The sequence below is a fragment of the Streptomyces sp. NBC_01471 genome, from assembly GCF_041438865.1.
GTDB lineage: Bacteria > Actinomycetota > Actinomycetes > Streptomycetales > Streptomycetaceae > Streptomyces.
This window is the reverse complement of sequence record NZ_CP109450.1, coordinates 4,098,683-4,123,869: the sequence shown is the minus strand read 5'-3', so window position 1 is coordinate 4,123,869 and position 25,187 is coordinate 4,098,683. Positions and strand designations below refer to the sequence as shown.

The window sequence follows — 25,187 nt, the reverse complement described above, 5'->3', positions numbered from 1 at the left end:
ACGCGCCTCGGGGCGCTCTTCGTCTCTTGCTGATCAAGAGACACAGTGGCGCCGGGCAATGGGATCAAACGATCTACTACCATACTCACCCTCCCCCCTCCCTGGCAAACCCGGCCTGCCGCACCGGCTCCGCCTGCGGTGATGCCAGCGGAATCAGCATCGCCTCGGACCGCTTGGCGGGCCCGGCGGAAGGGGCCGTGGTGGCCCCGGGCGGCGAGCTGCCCGGATCGGGCGCCGGGCTCGTCCGCGGCGGGTCCGAGGGCTGCGCGGGCGGCTCGGGACTGCTGACGGGAGGCGCCGGACGGCCGGACGGCCTGCCACCCTGCCCCGGCGGCCGCCCGGCCCCGGAGTGCCCGGGCCGGGACGGCCGCGGAGCGCCGGGGGACGGGTCCGCCGAGGCCTCCGCCCCGTCACCGCCCTTCGCCGGGCTCCCGGCCTTGCTCCCGCCCTGGGCCTTCCGGCCGGACTTCCCGTGCGCGGGCTGCCCGTCCCCGCCTTCGCCCTTCCCGCCGGGCCCGGCGTGCACCTGGTCCCGCCCACCGCTGTCCGGGGCGGCGGCCGCGCCGTCCGACCGGGTGTCCGTACGCTGCGTCCCCTTCGTGGCGGACGGCGCGGGCCGGCCGGGGTGGTCGCTGACACTCATACAGCCCGCCGACGCCGCCACCGTCATCACGGCGGCGATCAACCGGGCGGGGACAGGCAACTGGCGCACGGGGCGCACCTCCGGAGGGAGCGGGCTGGGCGGGACCGCCCTGCCCAACTCCCCGGCCCCCGGAAGGGACACGCCCCGGCGGCCCGCCGAACGGACACCACCCCGGCGGCGCGCTGTACGGCGGAACCCCCGCGCACAGGCGGAACAACCCGTCAGGACGAGCGGAACACCCCTCAAGAGGGCAAAGCCGCCTGACCAGAAGCCAAGCCGGAAAGCCGAGCCGGGAAACCGAACCGGGAAACCCGAACCGGGAAACCGAGAAGGGGCGAGAACGGGCACGAAGGGGCGCGAAGGGGCGAGTCACCAGGAGCGCGAAGCCCGCCGCACCGGGCACCTCGGCACCCCGCTCAGCCGTACCCCAGCGCGTGCAGCCGTTCGTCGTCGATCCCGAAGTGGTGCGCGATCTCGTGCACCACGGTGATCTCCGTCTCGGCCACCGCCTCCTCCCGGGAGGCGCACATCCGCAGCGTCGGCCCCCGGTAGATCGTGATCCGGTCCGGCAGGACACCCGCGTACCACTCGCCGCGGTCCGTCAGCGGTGTCCCTTCGTAGAGACCGAGCAGCTCCGGGTCGTCGGAGGCCGGCTCGTCGTCGACGAACACCGCGACGTTGTCCATCAGCCGGGTCAGCTCCGGCGGGATGCGGTCCAGCGCCTCGGCGACCAGTTCCTCGAACTCCTCACGCGTCATCTCCAGCACCCGCCCATTGTCCCGTAGTTCCCCCGTATGCGCCGGGTCCGCATGGGACTTCCACCCCGTGGGCATACCGCACAAATGGCCGCCGCCGATCGACTACGGCAACTCCGGGCACTGAGCGCGCGCCGTCCCCGCATCCGGGGGCCACGCGCCGGACGGCCACGCACCGGCGGCACCCGGACCGCACGCCCCCGCTCCGCGCCGCCCGAGCTCTCCCTCGCCCCTCGTCCGCACCCCTGGGTCCGGGGGCCGGTCATGGTCGCCGTCGTCCTGCTCGGCGCCTGGCTGGGGCTGCTGGTCGTCGGCAACGTCCGGTCGCAGGTCGGCCCGATGGACACCACCATGACGCTGCGGCCCTCGCTCACCGGCGGCACCAAGATCAACGTCGCACCGCTCGGTGCGCTCGAACTCGACTCGCACACCGCCCCCATCCGGCTCGACGTCGACGTGGACCGCCTCGACCCGGTCCGCTCCCAGGCCCTGGTGGAACACCCCGAACGGATTTCCGGCCTCCAGACCGAGATCGCCCACGACGTCGAGCACAGCACCCTCGACCTGGCCGCCCGGTCCTGCGCCGCCGTGGTGATCGGCGCCACCGCGCTCGGCCTGGTCGTCTACCGCAGGCCGCGCCGCGCCCTGGCGGCCGGCGGCCTCGCGCTCGTGCTCCTCGCCGCTTCGGGCGCCACCGCGTACGCGACCTGGAACCCCAAGTCCCTGCTGGAGCCGAAGTTCTCCGGGCTGCTCTCGTCCGCCCCGCAGGTGGTCGGCAACGCGCGCTCGATCGTCACGGAATTCGACGTGTACCAGCAGGAGTTGGCCCGCCTCGTGACCAACGTGACGAAGCTGTACGACGCCACGTCGACCCTCCCCGCCTACCAGCCGGACCCCGGCACGATCCGCGTCCTGCACGTCTCCGACATCCATCTCAACCCGGCGTCGTGGCAGATCATCGGCTCGCTCGTGAAGCAGTACAAGATCGACGTGATCATCGACTCCGGCGACACGATGGACCACGGGAGCGCCGCCGAGAACACCTTCCTCGACCCGGTACGGGATCTGGGCGCGCCGTACGTGTGGGTCCGTGGCAACCATGACTCGGCCACCACGCAGAAGTATCTGAAGCACCTCAGGAACGTGCACGTGCTCGACAACGGCAGCGCCGTGACGGTCGGTGGGCTGCGGATCGCGGGGACCGGCGACCCGCAGTTCACCCCGGACCGCTCGGTCGTGCCCGGCGGTGACGCGGCCGAGCGGCTGGCCGGAATCCGGCTCGCCTCCGCCATCCGGGACCAGAAGGAGGCCGGCACCCCCGTCGACATCGCGGTCGCGCACGAGCCGCAGGCGGCCCGCGAGACGGACGGCACGGTCCCGCTGGTGCTCGCCGGGCACGTCCACCACCGCGAGAACCAGCTGCTCCCCCTCGGCACCCGGCTGAAGGTGGAGGGCTCGACGGGCGGCGGCGGTCTGCGCGCCGTACAGAACAAGCACCCGGAGAAGGTGCTCGCTTCGGTGCTCTACCTGGACCGGTCGACCCGGCACCTGCAGGCCTGGGACGAGATCACGCTGGGCGGTCTCGGCCTGACGACGGCCGAGGTCAGCAGGCATCTGCCGGACGACAACCTGCCGGGAGCCAAGCCCTCGCGCACTCCGCGCTAAACCGTTTTGGCGAACGGCGCCGCCATCCCATATGCTTCGGGACGTCCCCGACGCGCTGCAAAGCGCCCAGGCGGGCCCTTAGCCCTCATCGTCTAGTGGCCCAGGACGCCGCCCTTTCAAGGCGGTAGCACGGGTTCGAATCCCGTTGGGGGCACGCACAACTGTGTGCGAGAATATTTCTCGCACATTGCTTGGTCCTGTGGAGCAGTTTGGAGTGCTCGCCACCCTGTCAAGGTGGAGGCCGCGGGTTCAAATCCCGTCAGGACCGCTGCAGCGTCACCGCTGCTTCCCCAAGCTCTTCGAGCAGGGGATACCCCAAGGCTGGGTAGCTCAGTTGGTACGAGCGATCGCCTGAAAAGCGATAGGTCGCCGGTTCGATCCCGGCCCCAGCCACCATTACTTCGAGAGCCCCGACGGCGCGTCGGGGCTTTTCGTGTATTCCGGGGTTGCGCTACGCCCGCCGGCCGCCCAGCACCGTACGCCCGCCCGGGTGCCGGTGGCGCCAGGTCCAGAAGACGGCACACGACACCAGCGACCACCCGGCGAGCACCAGGAACGGGAAGGCGTGCTGGTAGCCGCCGAAGTAGACAGCGGTGTGCTGGGCATTGACCGAGGCGCCCGGCGGCAGCCACTGGCCGATGCGGCCCAGCGTCGAGGGAAGCAGCGGCCAGGACACCGCGCCGCCCGACGACGGGTTGCCGAGCAGCACCATCAGCCCCCAGGTGGGGAGCATCGCCCAGCGGCCGATGAGGGTGTTGAACATCGTGAAGACCATGCCGGACGTGAACATCGTGAAGGCCAGGATCAGCCACGACTCCACGAACGGCAGATCCAGCGCGCCCAGCAGCCAGTCGACGACGGCGGCGATGGCGAAGGCTCCGAGCAGCGCGTTGGCGACGATGTACGCGATGCGCTCCGCCGGATTCAGACCGCGGGCGTGCACGGAGAGCTGGATCGCGCCGACGAAACCGACGATCACCGCGGCCAGTGAGATGTAGAAGAGCGCGAGCCCCCGCGGATCGCCCTTCTGGAGCGGGTTGACGTCCTTCACCCGGACCGGCACGCCGGTCGCCTTCGCCACCGCGGGGGCGGACTCCACGAGCACCTGCGCGACCGAGGCACCGGACGCCCCGGACACGTCGAGCTGCACCGCACTGCTCCGTACATGCACGACCGCGAAGACCTTCTGCTGGTCCACGGCCCGCCGCGCCTGGGCGTCCGTCCCGTACACATGCAGCTTCAGCGAGGCGTCGAGGGCCTTCTCCATCCCGTCGATGAACCGCTTCCCGGTGGGCGATCCGTAGGGGCCGACGACGGCGGTCGGTACGCGGTGCGGGGTCGGGTTCGCCATGAAGTACGTGTACGAACCGGCGAAGAGCCCGGCGGCGGCGGCCAGGATGAACAGCAGCACGGTCGCCGGCACGAAGGGCGACTTCCGGAACGCCTCCCACCGTTCGGCCCCGGTCGGATGCCTGCCGTGGGCGCTGTGGGCGCCGTGGTGTTCCGTCTCGTCCGACATGGAACCAAGCTAAACCACGCATCGCGGACATACGTGTACATAAACGGGCGTCCAAATCCGTTCGCCAGCGGGTTGCGCAGGGTGAGATCCTGGATCAGGTATGTCTACTTCCTTCGCTGATATCCAGGCCACGCTCAACGAGCTGTCGCTGCGCGACGCGCACCGGCTCGGCCGACGCCTGGAGGGCGCCCGCCGTATCCGTAAACCAGAGGCCCGGCAGGCCGCGCTGGACCAGATCGCCGCCGACGCGGAGAAGTCCACCGCCCGCATGGCGCGCCGGGCTGCCCGGGTGCCCGCCGTCAGCTACCCCGAGCAGCTTCCGGTCAGCCGGAAGAAGGACGAGATCGCCGAGGCGATACGGGATCACCAGGTGGTGATCGTCGCCGGTGAGACCGGGTCGGGCAAGACCACCCAGATCCCGAAGATCTGTCTGGAGCTGGGGCGCGGGGTCCGGGGCATGATCGGCCACACCCAGCCCCGCCGGATCGCCGCGCGTACGGTCGCCGAGCGCATCGCGGACGAGATGAACACCCCGCTGGGCGAGGCGGTCGGCTGGAAGGTCCGCTTCACCGACCAGGTCGACCAGGAAGCCACCTTCATCAAGCTGATGACGGACGGCATCCTCCTCGCCGAGATCCAGACGGACCGCGAGCTGCGCGCGTACGACACGATCATCATCGACGAGGCGCACGAGCGGTCGCTCAACATCGACTTCCTGCTGGGGTACCTGGCCCAGCTGCTGCCGAAGCGGCCTGATCTGAAGGTCGTCATCACCTCGGCCACCATCGACCCGCAGCGCTTCGCCCGGCACTTCGGCGACGCCCCGGTGGTCGAGGTCAGCGGCCGTACGTACCCGGTCGAGGTGCGCTACCGCCCGCTCCTGGAGGAGGAGGGCGACGACGGCGACCGGGACCAGATCACCGCCATCTGCGAAGCGGTCGACGAGCTGCAGGGCGAGGGCTCGGGCGATGTGCTGGTCTTCCTCTCCGGCGAGCGCGAGATCCGGGACACCGCCGACGCACTGAACAAACGGAACCTGCGCCGCACCGAGGTACTGCCGCTGTACGCACGGCTGTCGCACGCCGAGCAGCACCGGGTGTTCCAGCGGCCCTCCGGCGGCGGCAGACGGGTGGTGCTCGCCACCAACGTCGCCGAGACCTCACTGACCGTCCCCGGCATCAAGTACGTGATCGACCCGGGCACCGCCCGTATCTCCCGCTACAGCCACCGCACCAAGGTCCAGCGGCTGCCCATCGAGCGGATCTCGCAGGCCAGCGCCAACCAGCGCAAGGGCCGCTGCGGCCGTACGTCGGACGGCATCTGCATCCGGCTGTACACCGAGGACGACTTCCTCACCCGCCCGGAGTTCACCGACCCCGAGATCCTCCGTACGAACCTGGCATCCGTCATCCTCCAGATGACCGCGGCCGGCCTCGGTGACATCGAGAAGTTCCCCTTCATCGACCCGCCGGACCACCGCAACATCCGCGACGGTGTCCAGCTGCTCCAGGAACTCGGCGCGCTGGACCCCAAGGAGAAGGACCCCAAGCGGCGGCTCACCGAGGAGGGGCGCAAGCTCAGCCAGCTGCCCGTCGACCCGCGGCTGGCCCGGATGGTCCTGGAGGCCGACCGGAACGGCTGCGTCAGCGAGGTCATGGTCATCGCCGCCGCGCTCTCCATCCAGGACCCGCGCGAGCGCCCGGCGGAGAAGCAGACGCAGGCCGACCAGCAGCACGCCCGCTTCAAGGACGAGACCTCCGACTTCCTCGCCTTCCTCAACCTCTGGCGCTACCTCCGCGACCAGCAGAAGGAGCGCGGCTCCTCCAGCTTCCGCCGGATGTGCAAGCAGGAGTACCTGAACTTCCTGCGGATCCGTGAGTGGCAGGACATCTACGCGCAGCTGCGCTCGGTCGCCAGGACCATGGGTATCCGGCTGAACGAGGAGGACGCGCCCGAGCAGGCGGTGCACACCTCGCTCCTCGCCGGGCTGCTCTCGCACATCGGGCTCAAGGACACCGAGAAGAACGAGTATCTGGGCGCCCGCAACGCGAAGTTCGCGGTCTTCCCCGGCTCGGCGCTCTTCAAGAAGCAGCCGCGCTTCATCATGTCCGCCGAGCTGGTGGAGACCTCACGGCTGTGGGCCAGGGTCAACGCCAAGGTCGAGCCGGAGTGGATCGAACCACTGGCCCAGCACCTGGTGAAGCGCACGTACAGCGAGCCGCACTGGGAGAAGGACCAGGCCGCGGTGATGGCGTACGAGCGGGTCACGCTGTACGGCGTCCCGATCGTCGCCCAGCGCAAGATCAACTACGGCCGGATCGACCCGGAGACCAGCCGGGAACTTTTCATTCGCAACGCACTGGTCGAGGGTGACTGGCGCACGCACCACAAGTTCTTCGCGGCCAACCGCAGACTTCTCGCCGAGGTCGAGGAGTTGGAGCACCGCGCACGGCGGCGCGACATCCTGGTGGACGACGAGACCCTCTTCGACTTCTACGACGGGCGGATCCCCGAACACGTCGTCTCCGGCGCGCACTTCGACTCCTGGTGGAAGCACAAGCAGCGGGACGAGCCCGAGGCGCTCGACTTCGAGCGCTCGATGCTGATCACCGAGAAGGCCGGAGCCGTCACCAAGGACGACTATCCGGACTCCTGGCGGCAGGGGAAGCTGAAGTTCCGGGTGACGTACCAGTTCGAGCCCGGCGCGGACGCGGACGGCGTCACGGTCCACATCCCGCTCCAGGTGCTCAACCAGGTGACGCCGGAGGGCTTCGACTGGCAGATCCCGGGGCTGCGCGAAGAGGTGGTCACCGAGCTGATCCGCTCCCTGCCCAAGCCGGTCCGCCGCCACTACGTGCCCGCGCCGAACTACGCCGGCGCCTTCCTGGACCGCGCGGTACCCCTCCAGGAACCGCTGCCGCTGACGCTCGCGCGGGAGCTCCAGCGCATGGTCGGCGTCCCGGTCACGGCCGAGGACTTCGACCTCTCCCGGGTGCCGGACCACCTCAAGATCACCTTCCGGATCGTGGACGAGCGTCGCCGCAACGTGGCCGAGGACAAGGACCTGGAAGCCCTCAAGCTCCGGCTTCGCCCCAAGGCCCGCCAGGCGATCTCCAAGGCGGCAGCGGCGACCGCGGGCCCGGCCGGCGAGTCGGTCGAGCGGACCGGGCTCACCGACTGGACGGTCGGCACGCTCTCCCGCGTCTTCGAGACCAGGCGGGCCGGCCAGCCGGTCCGCGCCTTCCCGGCCCTGGTCGACGCGGGCGGGAGCGTATCCGTACAGCTCTTCGACACCCAGGCCGAACAGCAGCAGGCGATGTGGCGGGGCACCCGCAGGCTCATCCTGCTCAACATCCCGGTGAATCCGGCCAAGTTCGCGTCCGACCGGCTCAGCAACCAGGCCAAGCTGGCCCTGTCCCGCAACCCGCACGGCTCGGTCCAGGCGCTCTTCGAGGACTGCGCCATGGCGGCGGCGGACCAGCTGATCGCTGACCACGGCGGGCCCGCCTGGGACGAGGAGTCGTACCGGAAGCTGTACGAGAAGGTGCGCGCCGACCTCGTCGAGACGACCATCAGGACGGTCGACCAGGTCCAGCAGATCCTGGCGGCCTGGCAGGCGGCCGAGCGCCGTCTGAAGTCCACCAGCAGCCTGGTGCTCGTCGCCAACCTGGCGGATGTGCGGACCCAGTTGGCGACGCTCATCAAGCCGGGCTTCGTCACCGCCACCGGGCTGCGCAGGCTGCCGGACCTGATGCGCTATCTGGTCGCGGCCGACCGCCGCCTCCAGCAGATGCCTACGGCCGTCCAGCGCGACACCACGCGGATGGAGAAGGTCCACGAGATGCAGGACGAGTACGCCTGGCTGCTTGAGCAGCTGCCGCAGGGGCGGCCGGTGCCCAAGGAGGCGCTCGACATCCGCTGGATGATCGAGGAGCTGCGGGTGAGCTACTTCGCGCATGCCCTCGGCACCGCGCAGACGGTCTCGGACAAGCGCATCGTGAAGGCCATCGACGCGGTGGTCGCGGGGGTCCGCTGAGCGGTTCGCAGCCGGTTCGACCGGGGGCCCCGACCTCCTGTACAGTCTGTCTCGCAGCCAAGCGGAAGCGACACCGTGCGAGTCTCTCGTACAGCGGGGCTGCGAAACCTGGTCCTGTGGAGCAGTTTGGAGTGCTCGCCACCCTGTCAAGGTGGAGGCCGCGGGTTCAAATCCCGTCAGGACCGCAGTAGAAGAGCACAGCAGAAGGGCCCGCATCCTCGCCGGATGCGGGCCCTTCTGCCGTTCCGGCCCCCCGCCGCCCGCGCACGCGTCTTGACGGCGCGTCCCGCCCGCGGGTACTTCAGACAGACAGCAGGGGTTCGCAGGGCGGCCGGGCGGCAGGCTGCCACGGCCCGGAGGGCGGCAGGGGGTCGGCGTATGACGACTGCGGCGCGACACGAGACGCGGGCGCTGCTGCGCGCCCATCTGGCGGCCGCTGTGGGCTACCGCCACCTCACCCGGCACTGCGCGGTCTGCCACCGGCTGCTGCGGCTGGCGATGGAGCCGTCCGCCACCGAGGAGGGCCGGCCCCCGGCGCGCCGGTGAACCATGACGCCCACCGGGTCTTTCCGTGACAGGCTCAGGTTTGGCAAGTGCCCCGCCATGTGACGGGTGTCACGGAAAGAGTTTTGATAAGTACTGAACTTAACCCCTTCCTACAACGGCCCAATTTAATATGTGCAATTGCACTGCTGTGCGAGACGTAACCAGCGGCACACGCTGAGCCTCCGGCAGCGCACCGACAACGGGACGACAGGGCGGAATCGGACGCCCCCCAACAAGCCCTGAGGGCCCGGCAGACGGCCCCGCGCGAGCGGCCGGTGACCGGCCGGAGGCCGGATCGCCACAGCCCTGCACGGCGCCGGGCAGGGCATGACACAAAAAAGATCGCGCTGGACCCGGCGGAGTCCAGCGCGATCAAAAACGGAAGTCCGTTGGGGCGGACAGCCGTCAAGTGGAGCAATAACGGGCCTAATCGGGTTGGGGGACCCGAAAACGCCCGATTTATTAGGGTGTTCAGGCCTCGCTGCGCTGCTGCGGAATACCCGCGAGCAGAGCACGGACCTCTGCCTCGCGGTACCGGCGATGCCCACCCAGCGTTCGGATGGACGTGAGCTTGCCCGCCTTCGCCCAGCGGGTGACCGTCTTCGGGTCCACGCGGAACATCGTGGCAACCTCAGCCGGGGTCAGCAGCGGCTCGGCATCAGGGGTGCGAGCGGTCATGAGCGGCCTCCTCGGGAGAACCGAACCATCTCGGTTCTTTCCTCTAAATTCTGCACCTTGACCCGCGTTGCCCGAAATGGCGGACACGGGCCGAGTCGGTTATAGGACGAACGGCTTGTCTTCGGCACTACAACTACACCATCCGTCCAGCCACGTCGGCCAAACCGATGGAATTGCCCTCTCAGGCGCTCATCAGCGGCCGAAGCCCGATGGACCATGCCATAGCGGACAGTCACGTCGCAGTGACGATCAGTCACATGGTCATCAGGAGTCATCAGACCCCCCATAGAGTGCAATGCCGAGGAATCCGCCCTTACTTGGACGGACGGAGCCCTCCCCGGACTCCTTGTCCTATTTTGACACGAGGGTGGGGGATGGGCGCAAGGCCCCGGTTAGTGCGGTCCGTCACGCTTGACGTAAAGGCCCGGATCAGGACCTAGGTCCCCGACCCCGGCCGTCCCCCGGACGGGCGAAGGCCGTCAGTTCGCGGTCTGCCGTGCCCGGACGGCCCGCCAGCGGTCCGCGAGGCGCTCGTACGCGGCGTCCGCCGTCTCCTCGTCGCCCGAGCGCAGCGCCGCCACCGCCGCCGCCACATCGGCGGCCGACCGGTCCTCCTCCAACTGCTCGCCGGACAGGGCGTGCACCAGACCGCCGTAGTCGAGCTCGACCAGCGACCGGGGGTGGAACTCCTCCAGCCACTTCCCGACATCGACAAGACCCTCGGTGAGCGGCCCCTCCTCGAAGTGCTCCCTGAGCGTCTTCAGCGACCGGGCCAGCCGACGCCTCGCCTGCACCATCGGCGTCCGGTAGCGCATGACCGGCGGCGTCCCGGCGGACGCCCCCTCACCGGGGCCGCCCTTCTCGTACTCGCGCTCCTCGTCGTCGAAGAGCGTGAACCAGCGCACCGGGACATGCCAGACCGTCGTCCGGATCCACGGCCGCGCGTCCGGGTTCCGCTCCAGCCAGCGCTCGTAGTCGGCGGCGGCCTGCAGGCGCACCACCGGCGGGAGCACCACGTCGAGCACCGGCTCCGGGTACTGCCCCGCCATCGCCTCCAGGGCCTGCCAGCCGCGCAGCCTGGTCCGCCAGGGGCAGACGCAGACCACACCGTCCAGCTCGGCCACGAACGCGTCGGCGCTCTCGTGCACCGGAACGGCGACCGGAGGCGTCGGCAGCAGATCCGCCAGCGCGCGCCGGAGCTCGTCCTGCGCCGTCGGCAGATCGCTGCGCCGCGCATAGCGGGCCCAGTGGTCGCGCTCGGCCTCCGGGAAGGCCGCCAAGGGCTCGTACACCCGCAGGTAGGACGTATAGGGGACGATCACTGAGGACACCACCGCCATAAGGTGAATCGTCCCATGTCGATGCGGAACGAGGGGGTGATCCTCGGCACTGCGCCTGATCCTCGGACGCGCAGGCCCTAATCTGCTGCCATCCGGCCCTCTCCACCCGTAAGAGGGCCGCCGCCTCGTACTTGGGAGTCACCACCGTGACCGATATGACCGGCGCTCGTGTTCCGGACGTCGCCGACGTCCCTGGCGTCCCTGCCGTACCTGTGGATGTGTTGCACACCCTGTTCCACTCGGATCAGGGCGGACACGAGCAGGTCGTCCTCTGCCAGGACCGCGCCTCCGGCCTCAAGGCCGTGATCGCCATCCACTCCACCGCCCTGGGCCCGGCCCTCGGCGGCACGCGCTTCTACCCGTACGCGAACGAGGAGGCGGCCGTCGCGGACGCGCTGAACCTCGCCCGCGGAATGTCGTACAAGAACGCCATGGCCGGGCTGGACCACGGTGGCGGCAAGGCCGTGATCATCGGCGATCCCGAGCTGATCAAGACGGAGGAACTCCTGCTGGCCTACGGCCGGTTCGTCTCCTCGCTCGGCGGGCGGTACGTGACGGCGTGCGACGTCGGCACGTACGTCGCGGACATGGACGTGGTGGCGCGTGAGTGCGCCTGGACCACCGGCCGCTCCCCCGAGAACGGCGGCGCGGGCGACTCGTCGGTGCTGACCGCCTTCGGCGTCTACCAGGGCATGCGGGCCAGCGCCCAGCACCTGTGGGGCGACCCCTCGCTGCGTGGCCGCAAGGTCGGCGTGGCGGGTGTCGGCAAGGTCGGCCACCACCTGGTCGATCACCTGCTGGCCGAGGGCGCGGAGGTGGTGGTGACGGACGTACGGGAGGACTCCGTGCGCCGCGTCACCGACCGCCACCCGGGCCGGGTCACCGCGGTCGGCGACACCGAGGCACTGATCCGCACCGAGGGGCTCGACATCTACGCCCCGTGCGCGCTGGGCGGCGCGCTCAACGACGCGTCGGTGCCGGCGCTCACCGCGAAGGTCGTGTGCGGCGCGGCCAACAACCAGCTCGCGCACCCCGGCGTCGAGAAGGACCTCGCGGACCTGGGCATCCTCTACGCCCCCGACTACGTGGTGAACGCCGGCGGGGTGATCCAGGTCGCCGACGAACTGCACGGCTTCGACTTCGACCGGTGCAAGACGAAGGCGGCGAGGATCTTCGACACCACACTGGCAATATTCGCACGTGCAAATGAAGATGGCATTCCGCCGGCTGCGGCGGCCGACCGGATCGCCGAGCAGCGCATGGCGGCCGCCCGTTCGGCCCGCGACCACTGACCGTGCGCGCCCGCTGACCCGCTGTCGGGGAGACGTGACTCACCCCCGTCGGCGGGTCGGCCGCCAAGAAGAGGTTAAAATCGCAGCTGACCAGCGAGGACGGGGCTCCTCGCCGGTTCTGTGAAGCGACGCTGCCTGCGGGCGGCGTACCGTATGGCCGCGGAAGCAGGTACCGTTGAAGCCCTACGGACCGGACTCTTTACGGAGAGTCCGTTCCGAATCATGAACGGGTGTCAAGACTCTGGGGCCGTCGAGCCCCGTCACCGAGGGGGTCGAGCCATGGGGCGCGGCCGGGCAAAGGCCAAGCAGACGAAGGTCGCCCGCCAGCTGAAGTACAGCAGCGGCGGAACGGACCTGTCACGTCTGGCCAATGAGCTGGGCGCATCTCCTACGAGTCAGCCACCGAACGCGGAGCCGTTCGAGGACGACGAAGAGGAAGATGACCCGTACGCACAGTACGCGGATCGTTATAACGAGGATAAGGACGAGGACGACGAGTCCGGTCCTTCGTCTCAGCGCCGCGGCGCTTGACGTACAACACCTCACAGCATTTCCCGGCGCCGTCTCCGGCTGCGCTGTCACACTGAACCCGGTCCAGGGCTCGCGCCACGGACCGGGTTCAGTGCTGTCCAGGCGGTGTACCGGCCCGCCGGTGCGGCGCGGGCGGCCCTTCGCGTCCGGACCTGTTCCCGGCCGCCTACTTGGCGTAGTCCCCGGTCAGCTCGGCGCCCGTCGAGTGAGCGCCGCGTCCGGTGATCTCCCCCGCGACCCAGGCGTCCAGGCCCCGGTCCTCGAAGGTCGCCAGGGCCGCGTCCACGGACTCGGCGGGGACGACGGCCATCATGCCGACCCCCATGTTGAGGGTCTTCTCCAGCTCCAGGCGCTCGACCTGTCCGGCCCCGCCGACGACGTCGAAGACCGCGCCCGGGGTCCAGGTCGAACGGTCGACCGTGGCGTGCAGGTGGTCCGGGATCACCCGGGCCAGGTTGTTGGCGAGGCCGCCGCCGGTGATGTGGCTGAAGCCGTGCACCTCGGTCGTACGGGTCAGCGCGAGGCAGTCCAGCGAGTAGATCCTGGTCGGCTCCAGCAGCTCCTCGCCCAGCGTCCTGCCGAACTCCGCGATCTCCCGGTCCAGCGCCCAGCCGGCCCGGTCGAAGACGACATGGCGCACCAGCGAGTACCCGTTCGAGTGAAGTCCGGACGAGGCCATCGCGATGACCGCGTCACCCTCGCGGATCCGGTCCGGGCCCAGCAGCCGGTCCGCCTCCACCACGCCCGTACCGGCGCCCGCGACGTCGAAGTCGTCCTCGCCGAGCAGGCCGGGGTGTTCGGCGGTCTCGCCGCCGACCAGCGAGCAGCCGGCCAGCACACAGCCTTCGGCGATGCCCTTGACGATCGCGGCGACACGCTCGGGGAAGACCTTGCCGACACAGATGTAGTCGGTCATGAAGAGCGGTTCGGCGCCGCAGACGACCAGGTCGTCCACGACCATGCCGACGAGGTCGTGGCCGATGGTGTCGTACACGCCCATCTTGCGGGCGAGGTCGACCTTGGTACCCACGCCGTCGGTCGCGGAGGCGAGCAGCGGCCGCTCGTACCGCTTCAGGGCCGAGGCGTCGAAGAGGCCGGCGAATCCGCCGAGCCCGCCAAGGCCCGCGACCTCGGGGCGCTGTGTCTTCTTCACCCACTCCTTCATCAGCTCGACGGCGCGGTCACCGGCTTCGATGTCGACGCCGGCAGCCGCGTAGCTGGCACCGGCGGCCTGGTGCGGAGCACGCTCGGAAGATTCAGCAGACATGGTTCTGGGACTTTCGTGTCGTACTGCGGGGCTTACGGGCGACGGAGCGCTTCGGCGGCGGCGGTGCTCGCCGGTCCGGCCGCGAGCTCGGTCTCCAGCAGCTGTTTGCCGAGCAGCTCGGGGTCGGGCAGTTCCATCGGGTACACGCCGTCGAAGCAGGCGCGGCAGAGGTTCGGCTTGTCGATGGTCGTCGCCTCGATCATGCCGTCGATGGAGATGTACGCGAGGGAGTCGGCGCCCATCGAGGTCGCGATCTCGTCCACGGACATGCCGTTGGCGATGAGCTCGGCGCGGGTGGCGAAGTCGATGCCGAAGAAGCAGGGCCACTTCACGGGCGGGGAGGAGATCCGGATGTGGATCTCGGCCGCGCCCGCCTCACGGAGCATCTTGACCAGGGCGCGCTGGGTGTTGCCGCGGACGATCGAGTCGTCGACGACCACCAGGCGCTTCCCGCGGATGACTTCCTTGAGCGGGTTGAGCTTCAGGCGGATGCCGAGCTGGCGGATCGTCTGGGACGGCTGGATGAAGGTCCGGCCGACATAGGCGTTCTTGACCAGGCCCGAGCCGTACGGAATCCCGCTGGCCTCGGCGTAACCGATCGCCGCGGGCGTACCCGACTCGGGCGTCGCTATCACCAGATCGGCTTCCGCCGGAGCTTCGGCGGCCAGCTTCCGGCCCATCTCGACCCGCGAGAGGTAGACGTTCCGGCCGGCGATGTCCGTGTCGGGGCGCGCCAGATAGACGTACTCGAAGACACAGCCCTTGGGCTTCGCTTCTGCGAATCGGGTGCTGCGCAGACCGTTCTCGTCGATGGCGATCAGCTCGCCCGGCTCGACCTCGCGGACGAAGGCGGCGCCGCAGATGTCGAGGGCGGCGGACTCGGAGGCCACCACCCACCCGCGCTCCAGACGGCCGAGGACCAGCGGGCGGATGCCCTGCGGGTCGCGGGCCGCGTAGAGGGTGTGCTCGTCCATGAAGACCAGCGAGAAGGCGCCCTTGGCTTCGGGCAGCACCTTGGGAGCGGCGTCCTCGATCGTGAGGGGCTTGCCGTCGTCATCGGTCTGGCCCGCCAGGAGCGCGGTGATCAGATCGGTGTCGTTGGTCGCGGCCAGCTGCGTGGAGCGGCCGTGCTCCTTGGGCAGCTCGGCGACGAGTGCGGCGAGCTGGGCCGTATTGACCAGGTTGCCGTTGTGACCGAGGGCGATCGAGCCGTGCGCGGTGGCACGGAACGTGGGCTGCGCGTTCTCCCACACCGAGGCTCCGGTGGTGGAGTAGCGGGCATGGCCCACCGCGATATGGCCCTGAAGAGAGCTGAGAGAGGTTTCGTCGAAGACTTGTGAGACCAGACCCATGTCTTTGAAGACCAGGATCTGGGACCCATTGCTCACTGCGATGCCCGCGGACTCCTGTCCACGGTGCTGCAGGGCATACAGTCCGAAATAGGTGAGCTTGGCGACCTCTTCGCCCGGAGCCCAGACACCGAAGACGCCACAAGCGTCCTGGGGGCCTTTCTCTCCGGGGAGCAGGTCGTGGTTGAGTCGTCCATCACCACGAGGCACGCCACCGAGTGTAGGCGAGATCGACCACTGGTCCGAATTGGGGATCCGCCCCGATGCCCCTCCCGACCGATACGCGGCGCTATGCGGTGGCCCGGATTCCGGTCCCGTCGTGGGCCGTGAGCGTGAGCGCGCGGTGCTGGATTCCGTAGCGCACAGGCCCATGGAGCACCTTGAGCAGCCGCCTCTCCAGGGTCATGGCGGACGCCTTGCACATCATGCGGGTGGTGGTGAGAGGCCCGAAGGTGACGGTGCTGCCCGTGACCTTCGCCATACCGCTGACCCTGTTGCAGCCCAGCTTCCCGCGGACCGAGCCGTCCTTGGCGAAGGTCAGCCGCGCGGTGCCGGCCGTGTCCCGTGGAAGGGTGGACATGCTCGCGCCGTCGGTCAGCGCGTCCACCTTCCACGCCGTCCCGACGAGCGGAGGGGTCCGCTCCGCGGGCTTCCGCTTGAGGGTCACGGAGTCGCCCTTCCCGGTACGCAGAGTGAGCTTGCCGCCGCTGAGGTGGACGGCGAGCCTGCCGGTGAGGGTCTTGTGGAGCGCGGTCTCGTAGCCCTGCAGGTTCTTCGGGCAGCCGACAAGCGTGCTGGTGGCGGCGCCGACGGTGAGGGTGTCGTCCTTGACGGTGACCGGCGCGCTGAAGTGGTTGCAGCCGGACGAGCCGTTCACCCGCCCCTTCTCGAATGCGATGCCGGCACCGGCCGGGGCCTTCCGCACGGTGCCGTCGGCCGAGACGCTGTCGACGGTCCAGCCGGTCCCGGTGAGGGGGACGTCCGGCTCGGCCGGGGTACTCGAACCCGCTGTTCCTTTTTCCGTGCCGCAGGCGGCCAGCGCGAAGAGGGCCAGGGCGGCGACGGCTGTTCGTTGCGTGTGCATGGCGGTTGGACGGGACGGGTGGGGTGTCCGGTTCCCCGCCTGGTTCCTGCTGCCCCTTCAGCTCATGGCTGCCGCCCCTTCAGCTCATGACGGGAAGCAGGGCCGAGAGGTCGGCCCGCTCCCCACTCGCCGCGACCTTCGCTCCGTCCACCGCCGTCTGCCATTCCGTACGCCCGGTGGCGAGCCGGATCCAGCTGAGCGGGTCGGTCTCGACGACGTTGGGCGGGGTGCCCCGGGTGTGGCGGGGGCCCTCGATGCACTGGACGACGGCGAACGGCGGGACCCGCACCTCCGTCGACGCGCCCGGGGCCTTGACGGCGAGGGCGTCCGCGAGGAGCCGGGTGCAGGCGGCCAGGGCCTGGCGGTCGTACGGGACCTCCAGTCCGGCGGCCGCGTTCAGATCGTCGGTGTGGACGGTCAGTTCCACGCAGCGCGTGACCAGGTAGTCGCAGAGCCGCATGGCGCCGACGCGGGTGCGGAGCAGCCGTTCGCCGTCGGCGCCGGGCAGTCGCTCGCCGATCCGGGCGGCGGTGCGGGCGAACAGCTCCTCGGGGGTGGAGGCGGCGGCGAGCGCCCTGACGTCGTCGGAGATCTGGACGGCGACCGAAGCGGTGGCGAACGGCCATTCCAGCAGGGTCAGTTCCTGGGCGGCCGGCGCCTCCTGGTCGAGGAAACCGCTGACACTCTCGACGACCATGACGAGATGCGCGGCCAGTTCGCGCACGGTCCAGTCGCCGAGCCGGGTGGGCAGCGCGAGTTGATCGGGCGTGAGGGCGGTCACCGCGCTCCGCACGTGCTCGAACTGGGCCAGCACGGCGGTGCGGGTCGTGTCGAAGTCGTAGCGACGGGCGCGTTTCTGGGACGGCGGCATGAAAGTGAGCGTAAGGGGTGGGTCCGACAACGCGACCGGGGAAGCCTCACGCCGGCAGCGCTCGGTGACCTCGGCGTCACGCGCCGCCTTGACCAGTCCACTTCAAGCCACATAAGTTCTGCCGTCCGGCCCGGCAACCAAGACGGGCCGCTCGGCATGACTTTGGGGGGACCGAAGTGAACTGGTATCTCGACGTAATCAAGAACTACGTGGGCTTCAGCGGGCGCGCACGCCGCCAGGAGTACTGGATGTTCACGCTGTTCAGCATCATCATCAGCATCGTGCTGGCGATCATTTCCGCAGTGGTGCTCGACAACAACTGGCTCAGTGGCCTCTACAGCCTCGCCGTCCTGCTGCCCACGCTCGCCGTGACCGTGCGCCGCCTGCACGACACCGGCAAGTCCGGCGGCTGGATCTTCATCGCGCTCGTCCCGTTCGTGGGCTGGATCGTCCTGCTCGTCTTCCTCGCATCCGAGGGCGAGCGGCAGAGCAACTCCCACGGAGCCGACCCGAAGGCGGCCGCCGGCTACTGATCCGGCCGAAGCCCGGAACGGCCGCCCGCGTCATCACGGCCGGGCGGCCGACATCATGACCAGCAACGGAACGACCCGCTCTACGGGCACCTCGTACTGACCACGCCCGGACGTCTTCAGCCAGCCGGCGGCGGTCAGTTGACGCAGGTGGTGGTAGATCTGGCCCGTCGTACCCAGCTCATCGAGCTCCGCGAGCGCGGCGGCCGTGCGCAGGCCGCCCAGGATTTCGCGGAGCAGCCGGAGCCGTACGGCATGACCGAGCGCGGCGAACGACTCGGCCGCCGCGGGCCAGTCGCTCTCCAGCAGGGCTGAAGTGGGCTCCCCGTACTGCCACTCGTACTGCTCCCGGGTGGGCAGCCGGACAGCTCCGGTGAAGAGCACGGCCCCGTCGGCCACTTCGGCCGCGTTGGCCTCGTCCTCCCCGAGCAGCTGCTTCAGCCCTTCGAGGGCCCAGAAGTCGCCGCCCGGTCGCGGGGCGGCAGCACCATCCGCCGACTCCACTGCGGCGAGGCGCAGTTCGAGAGCGGCAACCCGTTCCTCAAGTTCCACAAGTTCCATGAGCACAGACTTACGCAATTACGTAATCATGCACAAGGGGTGGGCCCGACGCGCCCGTACGGAAACGGCCCCCAGGACCACAACGGGTCCCGGGGGCCGGCCTGTCACACGAACCCGCTGCCACGCAGGCCCGGCATCACACCACCAGGGCTCAGGCGAACAGCGCCGGGACCGTGGCCTCGTGAGCGGCCCTCAGCTCGCTCAGCGCGATGCTGAACTCGCCCTGGACCTCGATCTCCTCACCGTCCACCACACCGATACGGGTGACGGGCAGGCCCCGCGCCCCGCACATGTCGTTGAAGCGGAGCTCCTCGCTGCGCGGGATCGAGACGACCGCACGCCCCGCCGACTCCGAGAACAGGAAGGTGAACGCGGACAGACCGTCGGGGACGATCAGACGCGCGCCCTTCCCGCCCCGCAGGCAGGACTCGGTGACCGCCTGGATCAGCCCGCCGTCGGACAGGTCGTGCGCGGCGTCGATCATGCCGTCGCGCGACGCCGAGATCAGGATCTCCGCGAGCAGCTTCTCGCGGCCGAGGTCGACCCGGGGCGGCACCCCGCCGAGGTGGTCGTGGACCACCTGGGACCAGGCCGAACCGCCCAGCTCCTCACGGGTGTCCCCGAGGAGGTAGAGCAGCTGGCCCTCCTCCGCGAACGCCATCGGCGTGCGGCGGTTGACGTCGTCGATCACACCGAGCACCGCGACGACCGGCGTCGGGTGGATGGCCGCGTCGCCCGTCTGGTTGTAGAGCGACACGTTGCCGCCGGTCACGGGCGTCCCCAGCTCCAGGCAGCCGTCCGCGAGACCACGGGTGGCCTCGGCGAACTGCCACATGACGGCGGGGTCCTCCGGCGAACCGAAGTTCAGGCAGTCGGAGATGGCGAGCGGCTTCGCACCGGTGGTGGCGACATTGCGGTACGCCTCGGCCAGCGCCAGCTGCGCACCCGCGTACGGGTCCAGCTTCGCGAACCGCCCGTTGCCGTCGGTCGCCATGGTCACGCCCAGATTCGACTCCTCGTCGATCCGGACCATGCCCGCGTCCTCGGGCATCGCGAGCACTGTGTTGCCCTGCACGAAACGGTCGTACTGGTCGGTGATCCACGCCTTCGACGCCTGGTTCGGCGACGCGACGAGCTGCAGGACCTGCTCCCTGAGCTCGGCCGAAGTGGCCGGGCGCGGCAGCTTGTTGGCGTCGTCCGCCTGGAGGGCGTCCTGCCACTCGGGCCGGGCGTAGGGCCGGTTGTACGTGGGTCCCTCGTGGGCGACCGAACGCGGCGGCACATCCACGATCTGCTCGCCGTGCCAGAAGATCTCCAGCTGCGAGCCCTCGGTCACCTCACCGATGTCGGTGGCGATGACGTCCCACTTCTCGCAGATCTCCATGAACCGCTCGACGTGCTGCGGCTCCACGATCGCGCACATGCGCTCCTGCGACTCGCTCATGAGGATCTCCTCGGGCGAGAGCGAGGAGTCGCGCAGCGGAACGGTGTCGAGCTCGACGCGCATCCCGCCCGAACCGGCGCTGGCCAGCTCGGACGTGGCACAGGAGAGTCCGGCGCCGCCGAGGTCCTGAATGCCCGCGACCAGCTTCTCCTTGAAGATCTCCAGGGTGCACTCGATGAGGAGCTTCTCCTGGAACGGGTCACCGACCTGGACCGCAGGCCGCTTGGCCGGTCCGGTCGACTCGAACGTCTCGGACGCCAGCACCGAGACGCCGCCGATGCCGTCGCCGCCGGTGCGGGCGCCGTACAGGATGACCTTGTTGCCGGTGCCCGAAGCCTTCGCGAGGTGGATGTCCTCGTGCTTCATCACACCGATGCAGCCGGCGTTGACCAGCGGATTGCCCTGGTAGCAGGGGTCGAAGACGACCTCGCCGCCGATGTTCGGCAGCCCCAGGCAGTTGCCGTAGCCGCCGATGCCCGCGACCACACCCGGCAGGACCCGCCGGGTGTCGGGGTGGTCGGCCGCGCCGAACCGCAGCGGGTCGACGACCGCGACCGGGCGGGCGCCCATGGCGAGGATGTCGCGGACGATGCCGCCGACGCCGGTCGCCGCGCCCTGGTAGGGCTCGATGTACGAGGGGTGGTTGTGCGACTCGACCTTGAAGGTGACCGCGTAACCCTGGCCGACGTCCACGACACCGGCGTTCTCCCCGATGCCGACGAGCATCGCGTCGTTCTCCGGGACCTTCTCGCCGAACTGCTTGAGGTGCACCTTGCTGCTCTTGTACGAGCAGTGCTCGGACCACATCACGGAGTACATGGCGAGCTCGGCACCGGTCGGACGGCGGCCGAGGATCTCGCGGATCCGCGCGTACTCGTCCTCCTTGAGGCCGAGTTCCTTCCAGGGCTGCTCGGCTTCGGGGGTCGCAGCGGCGTGCTTCACGGTGTCGAGGCGGCCCTGTGCGGCGCTCTCGTTTCGTTCAGTCGTCATGCGTTGACCAGCTTCTTCAGGATCGAGGAGAAGAATCCGATGCCGTCGGTACGCCCCGTACCGATCAGCGGCTCCACGGCGTGCTCGGGGTGCGGCATCAGACCGACCACATTGCCCGCCGCGTTGGTGACGCCGGCGATGTCGCGGAGCGAACCGTTCGGGTTGCCGTCGAGATACCGGAAAGCGACCCGCCCCTCGGCCTCCAGCTCGTCGAGCACCCGCTCGTCGGCCACGTAACGGCCGTCGATGTTCTTGAGGGGTACGGAGATCTCCTGGCCGGCGGTGTAGTCGGCGGTCCAGGCGGTCTCCGCGTTCTCGACGCGCAGCTTCTGGTCGCGGCAGATGAAGTGGAGATGGTTGTTCCGGAGCATCGCGCCCGGCAGCAAATGCGACTCGGTGAGGATCTGGAAACCGTTGCAGATACCCAGGACCGGGAGGCCGGCCTTCGCCTGCTCGATGATCGTCCCCATCACCGGCGAGAAGCGGGAGATGGCGCCCGCCCGCAAATAGTCGCCGTACGAGAAACCACCCGCGAGGACGACCGCGTCGACCTGCTGGATGCCCTTGTCGCGATGCCAGAGCGAAACAGGTTCGGCGCCCGCGATCCGCACGGCGCGCAGGGCGTCCTGATCGTCGAGCGTGCCCGGAAAAGTGACGACTCCGATACGAGCTGTCACTTCTCCGCCTCCACCTTCACGGTGAAGTTCTCGATGACGGTGTTGGCGAGGAAGGTTTCGGCGAGCTCGTTGATGCGGGCGAGGGCGGCGTCATCAACCGGCCCATCGACCTCCAGCTCGAAACGCTTTCCCTGACGGACGTCGGCGATTCCATCGAAACCGAGACGGGGCAGTGCACGCTGCACCGCCTGTCCCTGCGGGTCGAGGATCTCCGGCTTGAGCATGACGTCGACTACGACGCGTGCCACTGGCACTCCCGGTGTGTGGTGCGAAGGCGGTCCCATCACACTACCTGCCCAGAGAATCTACGCGGGTAGATATCGTACGGGCCCGATCACGTTCAGATATCGGCCCCGACAACACCGAAGGAAAATCCTCGAAAAAATCCGCCTACCGGATTGCACTCGGACACGCGCATGTAATTGGGTGGGCTTCACAATGCGACGCCTTCCGCTGTACAAAGGAATTGGCGTAACTCAAAATCAGCCGCAAGGCCGACATCGCAGCACGTCAACACGGCGGCACGCCTGCGTGACACCGTGCGGGCGCGGCGATGTCGAAGGAAAGGACCGAAGTCCGTGGCTCAGCGAGTAGTGGTCACGCTCTCCGACGACATCGACGGCGGAGAAGCGGCGGAAACGGTCACCTTCGGTCTCGACGGGAAGTCGTACGAGATCGACCTCAATACCGCCAATGCAAAGAAACTGCGCAAGTCACTGGCGCCGTTCCTGGAGGCGGGCCGAAAGCGGTCGAAGTCGGGCAAGGCCTACCGGCACACCTCGGTGGCACCCGACCCGGCGGCCGTCCGCGCCTGGGCCCGGTCCAACAAGATGGAAGTACCGGCCAGGGGCCGCATCCCGAAGAAGGTCTACGAGGCGTTCAACGCGGCCGGCTGACCCGCCCCGGGCCGGTCGGCGGCCCTGGCCGACGCCCCCTCGGACCTTGGCCGACTCCCCCTCGGAGTGCCCGACTTGCATTCCACCCCTGCTGGTCAGCTAGAGTCTGGAGCACGCCGAAGGGCGAGGCCGAAAGGCCCCGTTCGAAGCAGCGTGCGGGTGTAGTTCAGTAGTAGAACATCCCCCTTCCAGGGGGAAGGCGCAGTGTGCAATTCCTGTCACCCGCTCTGCATCCCTCTCCGGACCGGTCCACTCGGACCGTCGGGTAGAGTGGTGTTCGCACCGCCCGGTGAAAGCCGGTCGGATGCAATATGCGGACGTAGCTCAGTTGGTAGAGCGCAACCTTGCCAAGGTTGAGGTCGCCAGTTCGAACCTGGTCGTCCGCTCAGCAGCAGGAACGAAGAAGCCCCCGGTCGGATTCCGACCGGGGGCTTCTCCGTGGTTCCACTCTGATGACATATGTCATCGGGCGGAGGCCCGTGGCGGGGGCAGCCTGGACGCATGACAGATGTGATTGAGGTCGCAGACCTCCGGCGCAGCTATGCCGGTGGATACGAGGCGGTGGCAGGCATCTCCTTCTCCGTGGCCGCCGGGGAGCTGTTCGCGCTGCTGGGGACGAACGGCGCGGGAAAGACCTCCACGGTGGAGCTCCTGGAGGGACTGGCGCCGCCGAGCGGGGGCCGGGTGCGTGTGCTGGGGCACGATCCGTACCGCGAGCGCACCGCCATCCGGCCAAGAACCGGCGTCATGCTCCAGGAAGGCGGTTTCTCCCCCGAGCTGACCGTGGCCGAGACGGTCCGGATGTGGGCGGGCTGCACGAGCAGGGCACGGCCGGTCGGTGAGGCCATGGAGATGGTGGGACTCGGCGGGCGGTCGACCATACGGGTGAAGCAGCTGTCCGGCGGCGAGAAGCGGCGGCTGGACCTGGCGATGGCACTTCTGGGACGCCCCGAGGTGCTCTTCCTCGACGAACCGACGACCGGTCTCGACGCCGAAGGGCGCAGGGATACCTGGGAGTTGGTGCGGGAGCTGCGCGACAGCGGTACGACGGTCCTGCTGACCACGCACTATCTGGAGGAGGCCGAAGTGCTGGCCGACCGGCTGGCGATCCTGCACGAGGGCCGGATAGCGGCCGAAGGCCGGGTGGACGAGGTGGTGGCCGCACAGCCCTCGCACATCTCCTTCTCCCTGCCCGAGGGAATGGCGGTCGGCGATCTGCCCCCACTGGGGACGTACGTCCGCACGGGCGGGGAGATCCAGCTGCGGACCGACGAGCTTCAGCGGTCCGCCACCGAACTCCTGCTGTGGGCCAGGGACCAGGAGATCGAGCTGCGGGGGCTCGATGTCCGGTCGGCCTCGCTGGAAGAGGCATTTCTCGGTATCGCACAGAAGCAGGAGGTCACACGGTGAGCACGACGGGGGCACGCACGGGGGAGCGCGTGGTGGAGCAGACAGCGGCGGAACAGACCGCGGTGGAAGGCGCGACAAGGGCCAGGACCGGACCAGGAGACAGGGCCGGGGCGGGGGCCAGGGGTGAGCGCGGGAGCGGCGAGCGGGTACGGACGTTCAGTACGGGCAGAATGCTGGCCCTCGCCCGAGCCGAGCTGACCCTGCTGGGACGCAGTAAGGCCTCGCTCCTCACCATGCTGGTGCTGCCCGTCGCGATGACGTTCACGATTTCATCGACGACCGACCAGGCGACCCTGGACAAGGCGGGGCTGACGGCAGGCGCGATGCTGCTGCCCGGAGCCATAGGGTTCAGCCTGCTCTTCGCTCTCCACCACGGCGTGGTGGGGGTGCTGGTGGTCCGCCGTGAGCAGTTGGTGCTCAAGCGGCTGCGCACGGGAGAAGCGCGGGACACAGAAATACTCGCGGGGGCTTCACTCTCCTCGGTGATCGTCGCGCTGGTGCAGTGCGCCGTCCTCACCGCGGGCTGCGCGGTGTTCTTCGACATGAGCCTGCCGCCTGCCCCGCAACTCCTCTTCGCGGGCGTCGCTCTGGGGGTCGTGATGCTGACCGCGTTGGGGGCGGCGACGGCCGGGATCACCAAGTCAGCCGAGGCCTCTCAGCTGACGGTCATCCCGCTCATGCTGGCCACGATGGCGGGTTCGGGCGTGTTCGTCCCGCTGGAGATATTTCCCGACCGACTGGCGTCGGTGTGCGAGCTGCTGCCCCTGACCCCGGTGGTGGAGCTGGTGCGGGGCGCCTGGACCGGGTCGATGTCCGCGTCCAACGCCTTCGGGCATGTCCTGACGGCGTTGGCCTGGACGGTGCTCTCCGTGTTGGCTGTACGCCGGTGGTTCCGCTGGGAGCCACGCCGCTGACCGTGGCCGGGTGGCCGCGGGCGGTGCCGGGGGGGCGGAGACCGGGCGCGTGAGGCCGGGGCTGGGTAGAGGCCGGGGCTGGGTAGAGGCCGGGGCTGGGTAGAGGCCGGGGCTGGGTAGAGGCCGGGCACGACCCGGCCGTGGTCGGCAGCCAGAGACGACCAGCGAGCACCGGAGAGCACCGGGAGA

The 25,187-nt window shown here is 69.3% G+C and carries 22 protein-coding genes and 6 tRNA genes; 15 read left to right on the top strand and 13 right to left on the bottom strand.

All coding sequences use genetic code 11. The features are described from left to right. Positions 1–85: 85 nt before the first annotated feature. On the bottom strand, positions 86–712 hold the full coding sequence (locus OG285_RS18185; protein WP_356834883.1) for a hypothetical protein: 627 nt from the start codon (positions 710–712) through the stop codon (positions 86–88). 347 nt (positions 713–1,059) lie between these two features. Further along, the gene (locus OG285_RS18180; protein WP_356834885.1) at positions 1,060–1,410 is read right to left on the bottom strand and encodes a metallopeptidase family protein; all 351 of its coding nucleotides are present in this window, start codon (positions 1,408–1,410) and stop codon (positions 1,060–1,062) included. Between the two features lie 75 nt (positions 1,411–1,485). Here OG285_RS18180 and OG285_RS18175 point away from each other — a divergent pair, with 75 nt between their 5' ends. From OG285_RS18175 to OG285_RS18160, 4 genes are all read left to right on the top strand, one after another. Beyond that, positions 1,486–3,063, top strand: a complete 1,578-nt coding sequence (locus tag OG285_RS18175; protein WP_371791555.1) for a metallophosphoesterase — start codon at positions 1,486–1,488, stop codon at positions 3,061–3,063. Positions 3,064–3,144: 81 nt separating this feature from the next. Continuing rightward, positions 3,145–3,217, top strand: a tRNA-Glu gene (locus tag OG285_RS18170). Between the two features lie 39 nt (positions 3,218–3,256). Further along, positions 3,257–3,331, top strand: a tRNA-Asp gene (locus tag OG285_RS18165). A gap of 51 nt (positions 3,332–3,382) precedes the next feature. After that, positions 3,383–3,459: transfer RNA gene (locus OG285_RS18160), tRNA-Phe, on the top strand. A gap of 55 nt (positions 3,460–3,514) precedes the next feature. On the opposite strand, the gene OG285_RS18155 is transcribed toward OG285_RS18160, so the two are convergent. Then, entirely contained in the window at positions 3,515–4,582 is a 1,068-nt protein-coding gene (locus OG285_RS18155) for an ABC transporter permease (RefSeq protein ID WP_356834887.1), read from the bottom strand. 100 nt (positions 4,583–4,682) lie between these two features. On the opposite strand from OG285_RS18155, the gene hrpA reads away from it, so the two are divergent. From hrpA to OG285_RS18140, 3 genes are all read left to right on the top strand, one after another. Beyond that, positions 4,683–8,618 carry an ATP-dependent RNA helicase HrpA gene (hrpA, locus tag OG285_RS18150; protein ID WP_356834889.1) on the top strand — a complete coding sequence of 1,312 codons (3,936 nt, stop codon included), beginning with the start codon at positions 4,683–4,685 and terminating at the stop codon, positions 8,616–8,618. Between the two features lie 110 nt (positions 8,619–8,728). Then, positions 8,729–8,803 (top strand) — tRNA-Asp (locus tag OG285_RS18145). 193 nt (positions 8,804–8,996) lie between these two features. Next, the gene (locus tag OG285_RS18140) at positions 8,997–9,164 is read left to right on the top strand and encodes a DUF6274 family protein (RefSeq protein ID WP_356834891.1); all 168 of its coding nucleotides are present in this window, start codon (positions 8,997–8,999) and stop codon (positions 9,162–9,164) included. Positions 9,165–9,635: 471 nt separating this feature from the next. Here the strand turns inward: OG285_RS18140 and bldC are convergent, their stop codons facing one another. Both bldC and OG285_RS18130 read right to left on the bottom strand, forming a co-directional pair. Continuing rightward, positions 9,636–9,842 (bottom strand): developmental transcriptional regulator BldC, encoded by a 207-nt coding sequence (gene bldC / locus OG285_RS18135; protein WP_003949541.1) that lies wholly within the window; start codon positions 9,840–9,842, stop codon positions 9,636–9,638. A gap of 479 nt (positions 9,843–10,321) precedes the next feature. After that, positions 10,322–11,182 (bottom strand): hypothetical protein, encoded by an 861-nt coding sequence (locus OG285_RS18130; RefSeq protein ID WP_356834893.1) that lies wholly within the window; start codon positions 11,180–11,182, stop codon positions 10,322–10,324. Positions 11,183–11,337: 155 nt separating this feature from the next. Between OG285_RS18130 and OG285_RS18125 the strand changes: the two genes are divergently transcribed. Beyond that, the gene (locus OG285_RS18125; protein WP_356835036.1) at positions 11,338–12,474 is read left to right on the top strand and encodes a Glu/Leu/Phe/Val dehydrogenase dimerization domain-containing protein; all 1,137 of its coding nucleotides are present in this window, start codon (positions 11,338–11,340) and stop codon (positions 12,472–12,474) included. Positions 12,475–12,753: 279 nt separating this feature from the next. Next, positions 12,754–13,005: a DUF3073 domain-containing protein gene (locus OG285_RS18120; RefSeq protein WP_356834895.1), complete on the top strand. Its 252-nt coding sequence runs from the start codon at positions 12,754–12,756 to the stop codon at positions 13,003–13,005. Between the two features lie 166 nt (positions 13,006–13,171). On the opposite strand, the gene purM is transcribed toward OG285_RS18120, so the two are convergent. From purM to OG285_RS18100, 4 genes are all read right to left on the bottom strand, one after another. Continuing rightward, positions 13,172–14,272, bottom strand: a complete 1,101-nt coding sequence (purM, locus tag OG285_RS18115) for a phosphoribosylformylglycinamidine cyclo-ligase (RefSeq protein WP_371791554.1) — start codon at positions 14,270–14,272, stop codon at positions 13,172–13,174. A gap of 32 nt (positions 14,273–14,304) precedes the next feature. Beyond that, positions 14,305–15,831: an amidophosphoribosyltransferase gene (gene purF, locus OG285_RS18110; protein WP_356834899.1), complete on the bottom strand. Its 1,527-nt coding sequence runs from the start codon at positions 15,829–15,831 to the stop codon at positions 14,305–14,307. A 79-nt stretch (positions 15,832–15,910) separates the two neighbouring features. Then, positions 15,911–16,705, bottom strand: coding sequence for an META domain-containing protein (locus OG285_RS18105; RefSeq protein WP_371791553.1), 795 nt, complete (start codon positions 16,703–16,705; stop codon positions 15,911–15,913). Between the two features lie 79 nt (positions 16,706–16,784). Then, positions 16,785–17,576: a sterol carrier family protein gene (locus tag OG285_RS18100; RefSeq protein WP_356834903.1), complete on the bottom strand. Its 792-nt coding sequence runs from the start codon at positions 17,574–17,576 to the stop codon at positions 16,785–16,787. A 176-nt stretch (positions 17,577–17,752) separates the two neighbouring features. Between OG285_RS18100 and OG285_RS18095 the strand changes: the two genes are divergently transcribed. Next, on the top strand, positions 17,753–18,109 hold the full coding sequence (locus OG285_RS18095; RefSeq protein ID WP_356834905.1) for a DUF805 domain-containing protein: 357 nt from the start codon (positions 17,753–17,755) through the stop codon (positions 18,107–18,109). Positions 18,110–18,142: 33 nt separating this feature from the next. On the opposite strand, the gene OG285_RS18090 is transcribed toward OG285_RS18095, so the two are convergent. The 4 genes from OG285_RS18090 to purS form a co-directional block, all read right to left on the bottom strand. Beyond that, the gene (locus OG285_RS18090; protein WP_356835038.1) at positions 18,143–18,658 is read right to left on the bottom strand and encodes a winged helix-turn-helix domain-containing protein; all 516 of its coding nucleotides are present in this window, start codon (positions 18,656–18,658) and stop codon (positions 18,143–18,145) included. A gap of 160 nt (positions 18,659–18,818) precedes the next feature. Beyond that, complete coding sequence (gene purL, locus OG285_RS18085; RefSeq protein ID WP_371791552.1) at positions 18,819–21,101, bottom strand: phosphoribosylformylglycinamidine synthase subunit PurL; 2,283 nt, start codon at positions 21,099–21,101, stop codon at positions 18,819–18,821. Continuing rightward, positions 21,098–21,778, bottom strand: coding sequence for a phosphoribosylformylglycinamidine synthase subunit PurQ (gene purQ / locus OG285_RS18080; protein ID WP_356834909.1), 681 nt, complete (start codon positions 21,776–21,778; stop codon positions 21,098–21,100). Before purQ ends, purL begins: the two co-directional genes overlap by 4 nt. Further along, entirely contained in the window at positions 21,775–22,026 is a 252-nt protein-coding gene (gene purS / locus OG285_RS18075; protein ID WP_266855405.1) for a phosphoribosylformylglycinamidine synthase subunit PurS, read from the bottom strand. The genes purQ and purS overlap by 4 nt, the downstream gene beginning before the upstream one ends. 330 nt (positions 22,027–22,356) lie before the next feature. On the opposite strand from purS, the gene OG285_RS18070 reads away from it, so the two are divergent. The 5 genes from OG285_RS18070 (at position 22,357) to OG285_RS18050 (ending at position 24,998) form a co-directional block, all read left to right on the top strand. Next, positions 22,357–22,674, top strand: coding sequence for an Lsr2 family protein (locus tag OG285_RS18070; protein WP_356834912.1), 318 nt, complete (start codon positions 22,357–22,359; stop codon positions 22,672–22,674). A 155-nt stretch (positions 22,675–22,829) separates the two neighbouring features. Continuing rightward, a tRNA-Gly gene (locus tag OG285_RS18065) sits at positions 22,830–22,901 on the top strand. Positions 22,902–22,987: 86 nt separating this feature from the next. Continuing rightward, positions 22,988–23,060 (top strand) — tRNA-Gly (locus OG285_RS18060). A gap of 115 nt (positions 23,061–23,175) precedes the next feature. Next, positions 23,176–24,084, top strand: coding sequence for an ABC transporter ATP-binding protein (locus OG285_RS18055; RefSeq protein WP_356834914.1), 909 nt, complete (start codon positions 23,176–23,178; stop codon positions 24,082–24,084). 170 nt (positions 24,085–24,254) lie between these two features. Beyond that, a complete protein-coding gene (locus OG285_RS18050; RefSeq protein WP_371793562.1) occupies positions 24,255–24,998 on the top strand; it encodes an ABC transporter permease in 744 nt (247 codons plus the stop codon). Positions 24,999–25,187: the final 189 nt, after the last annotated feature.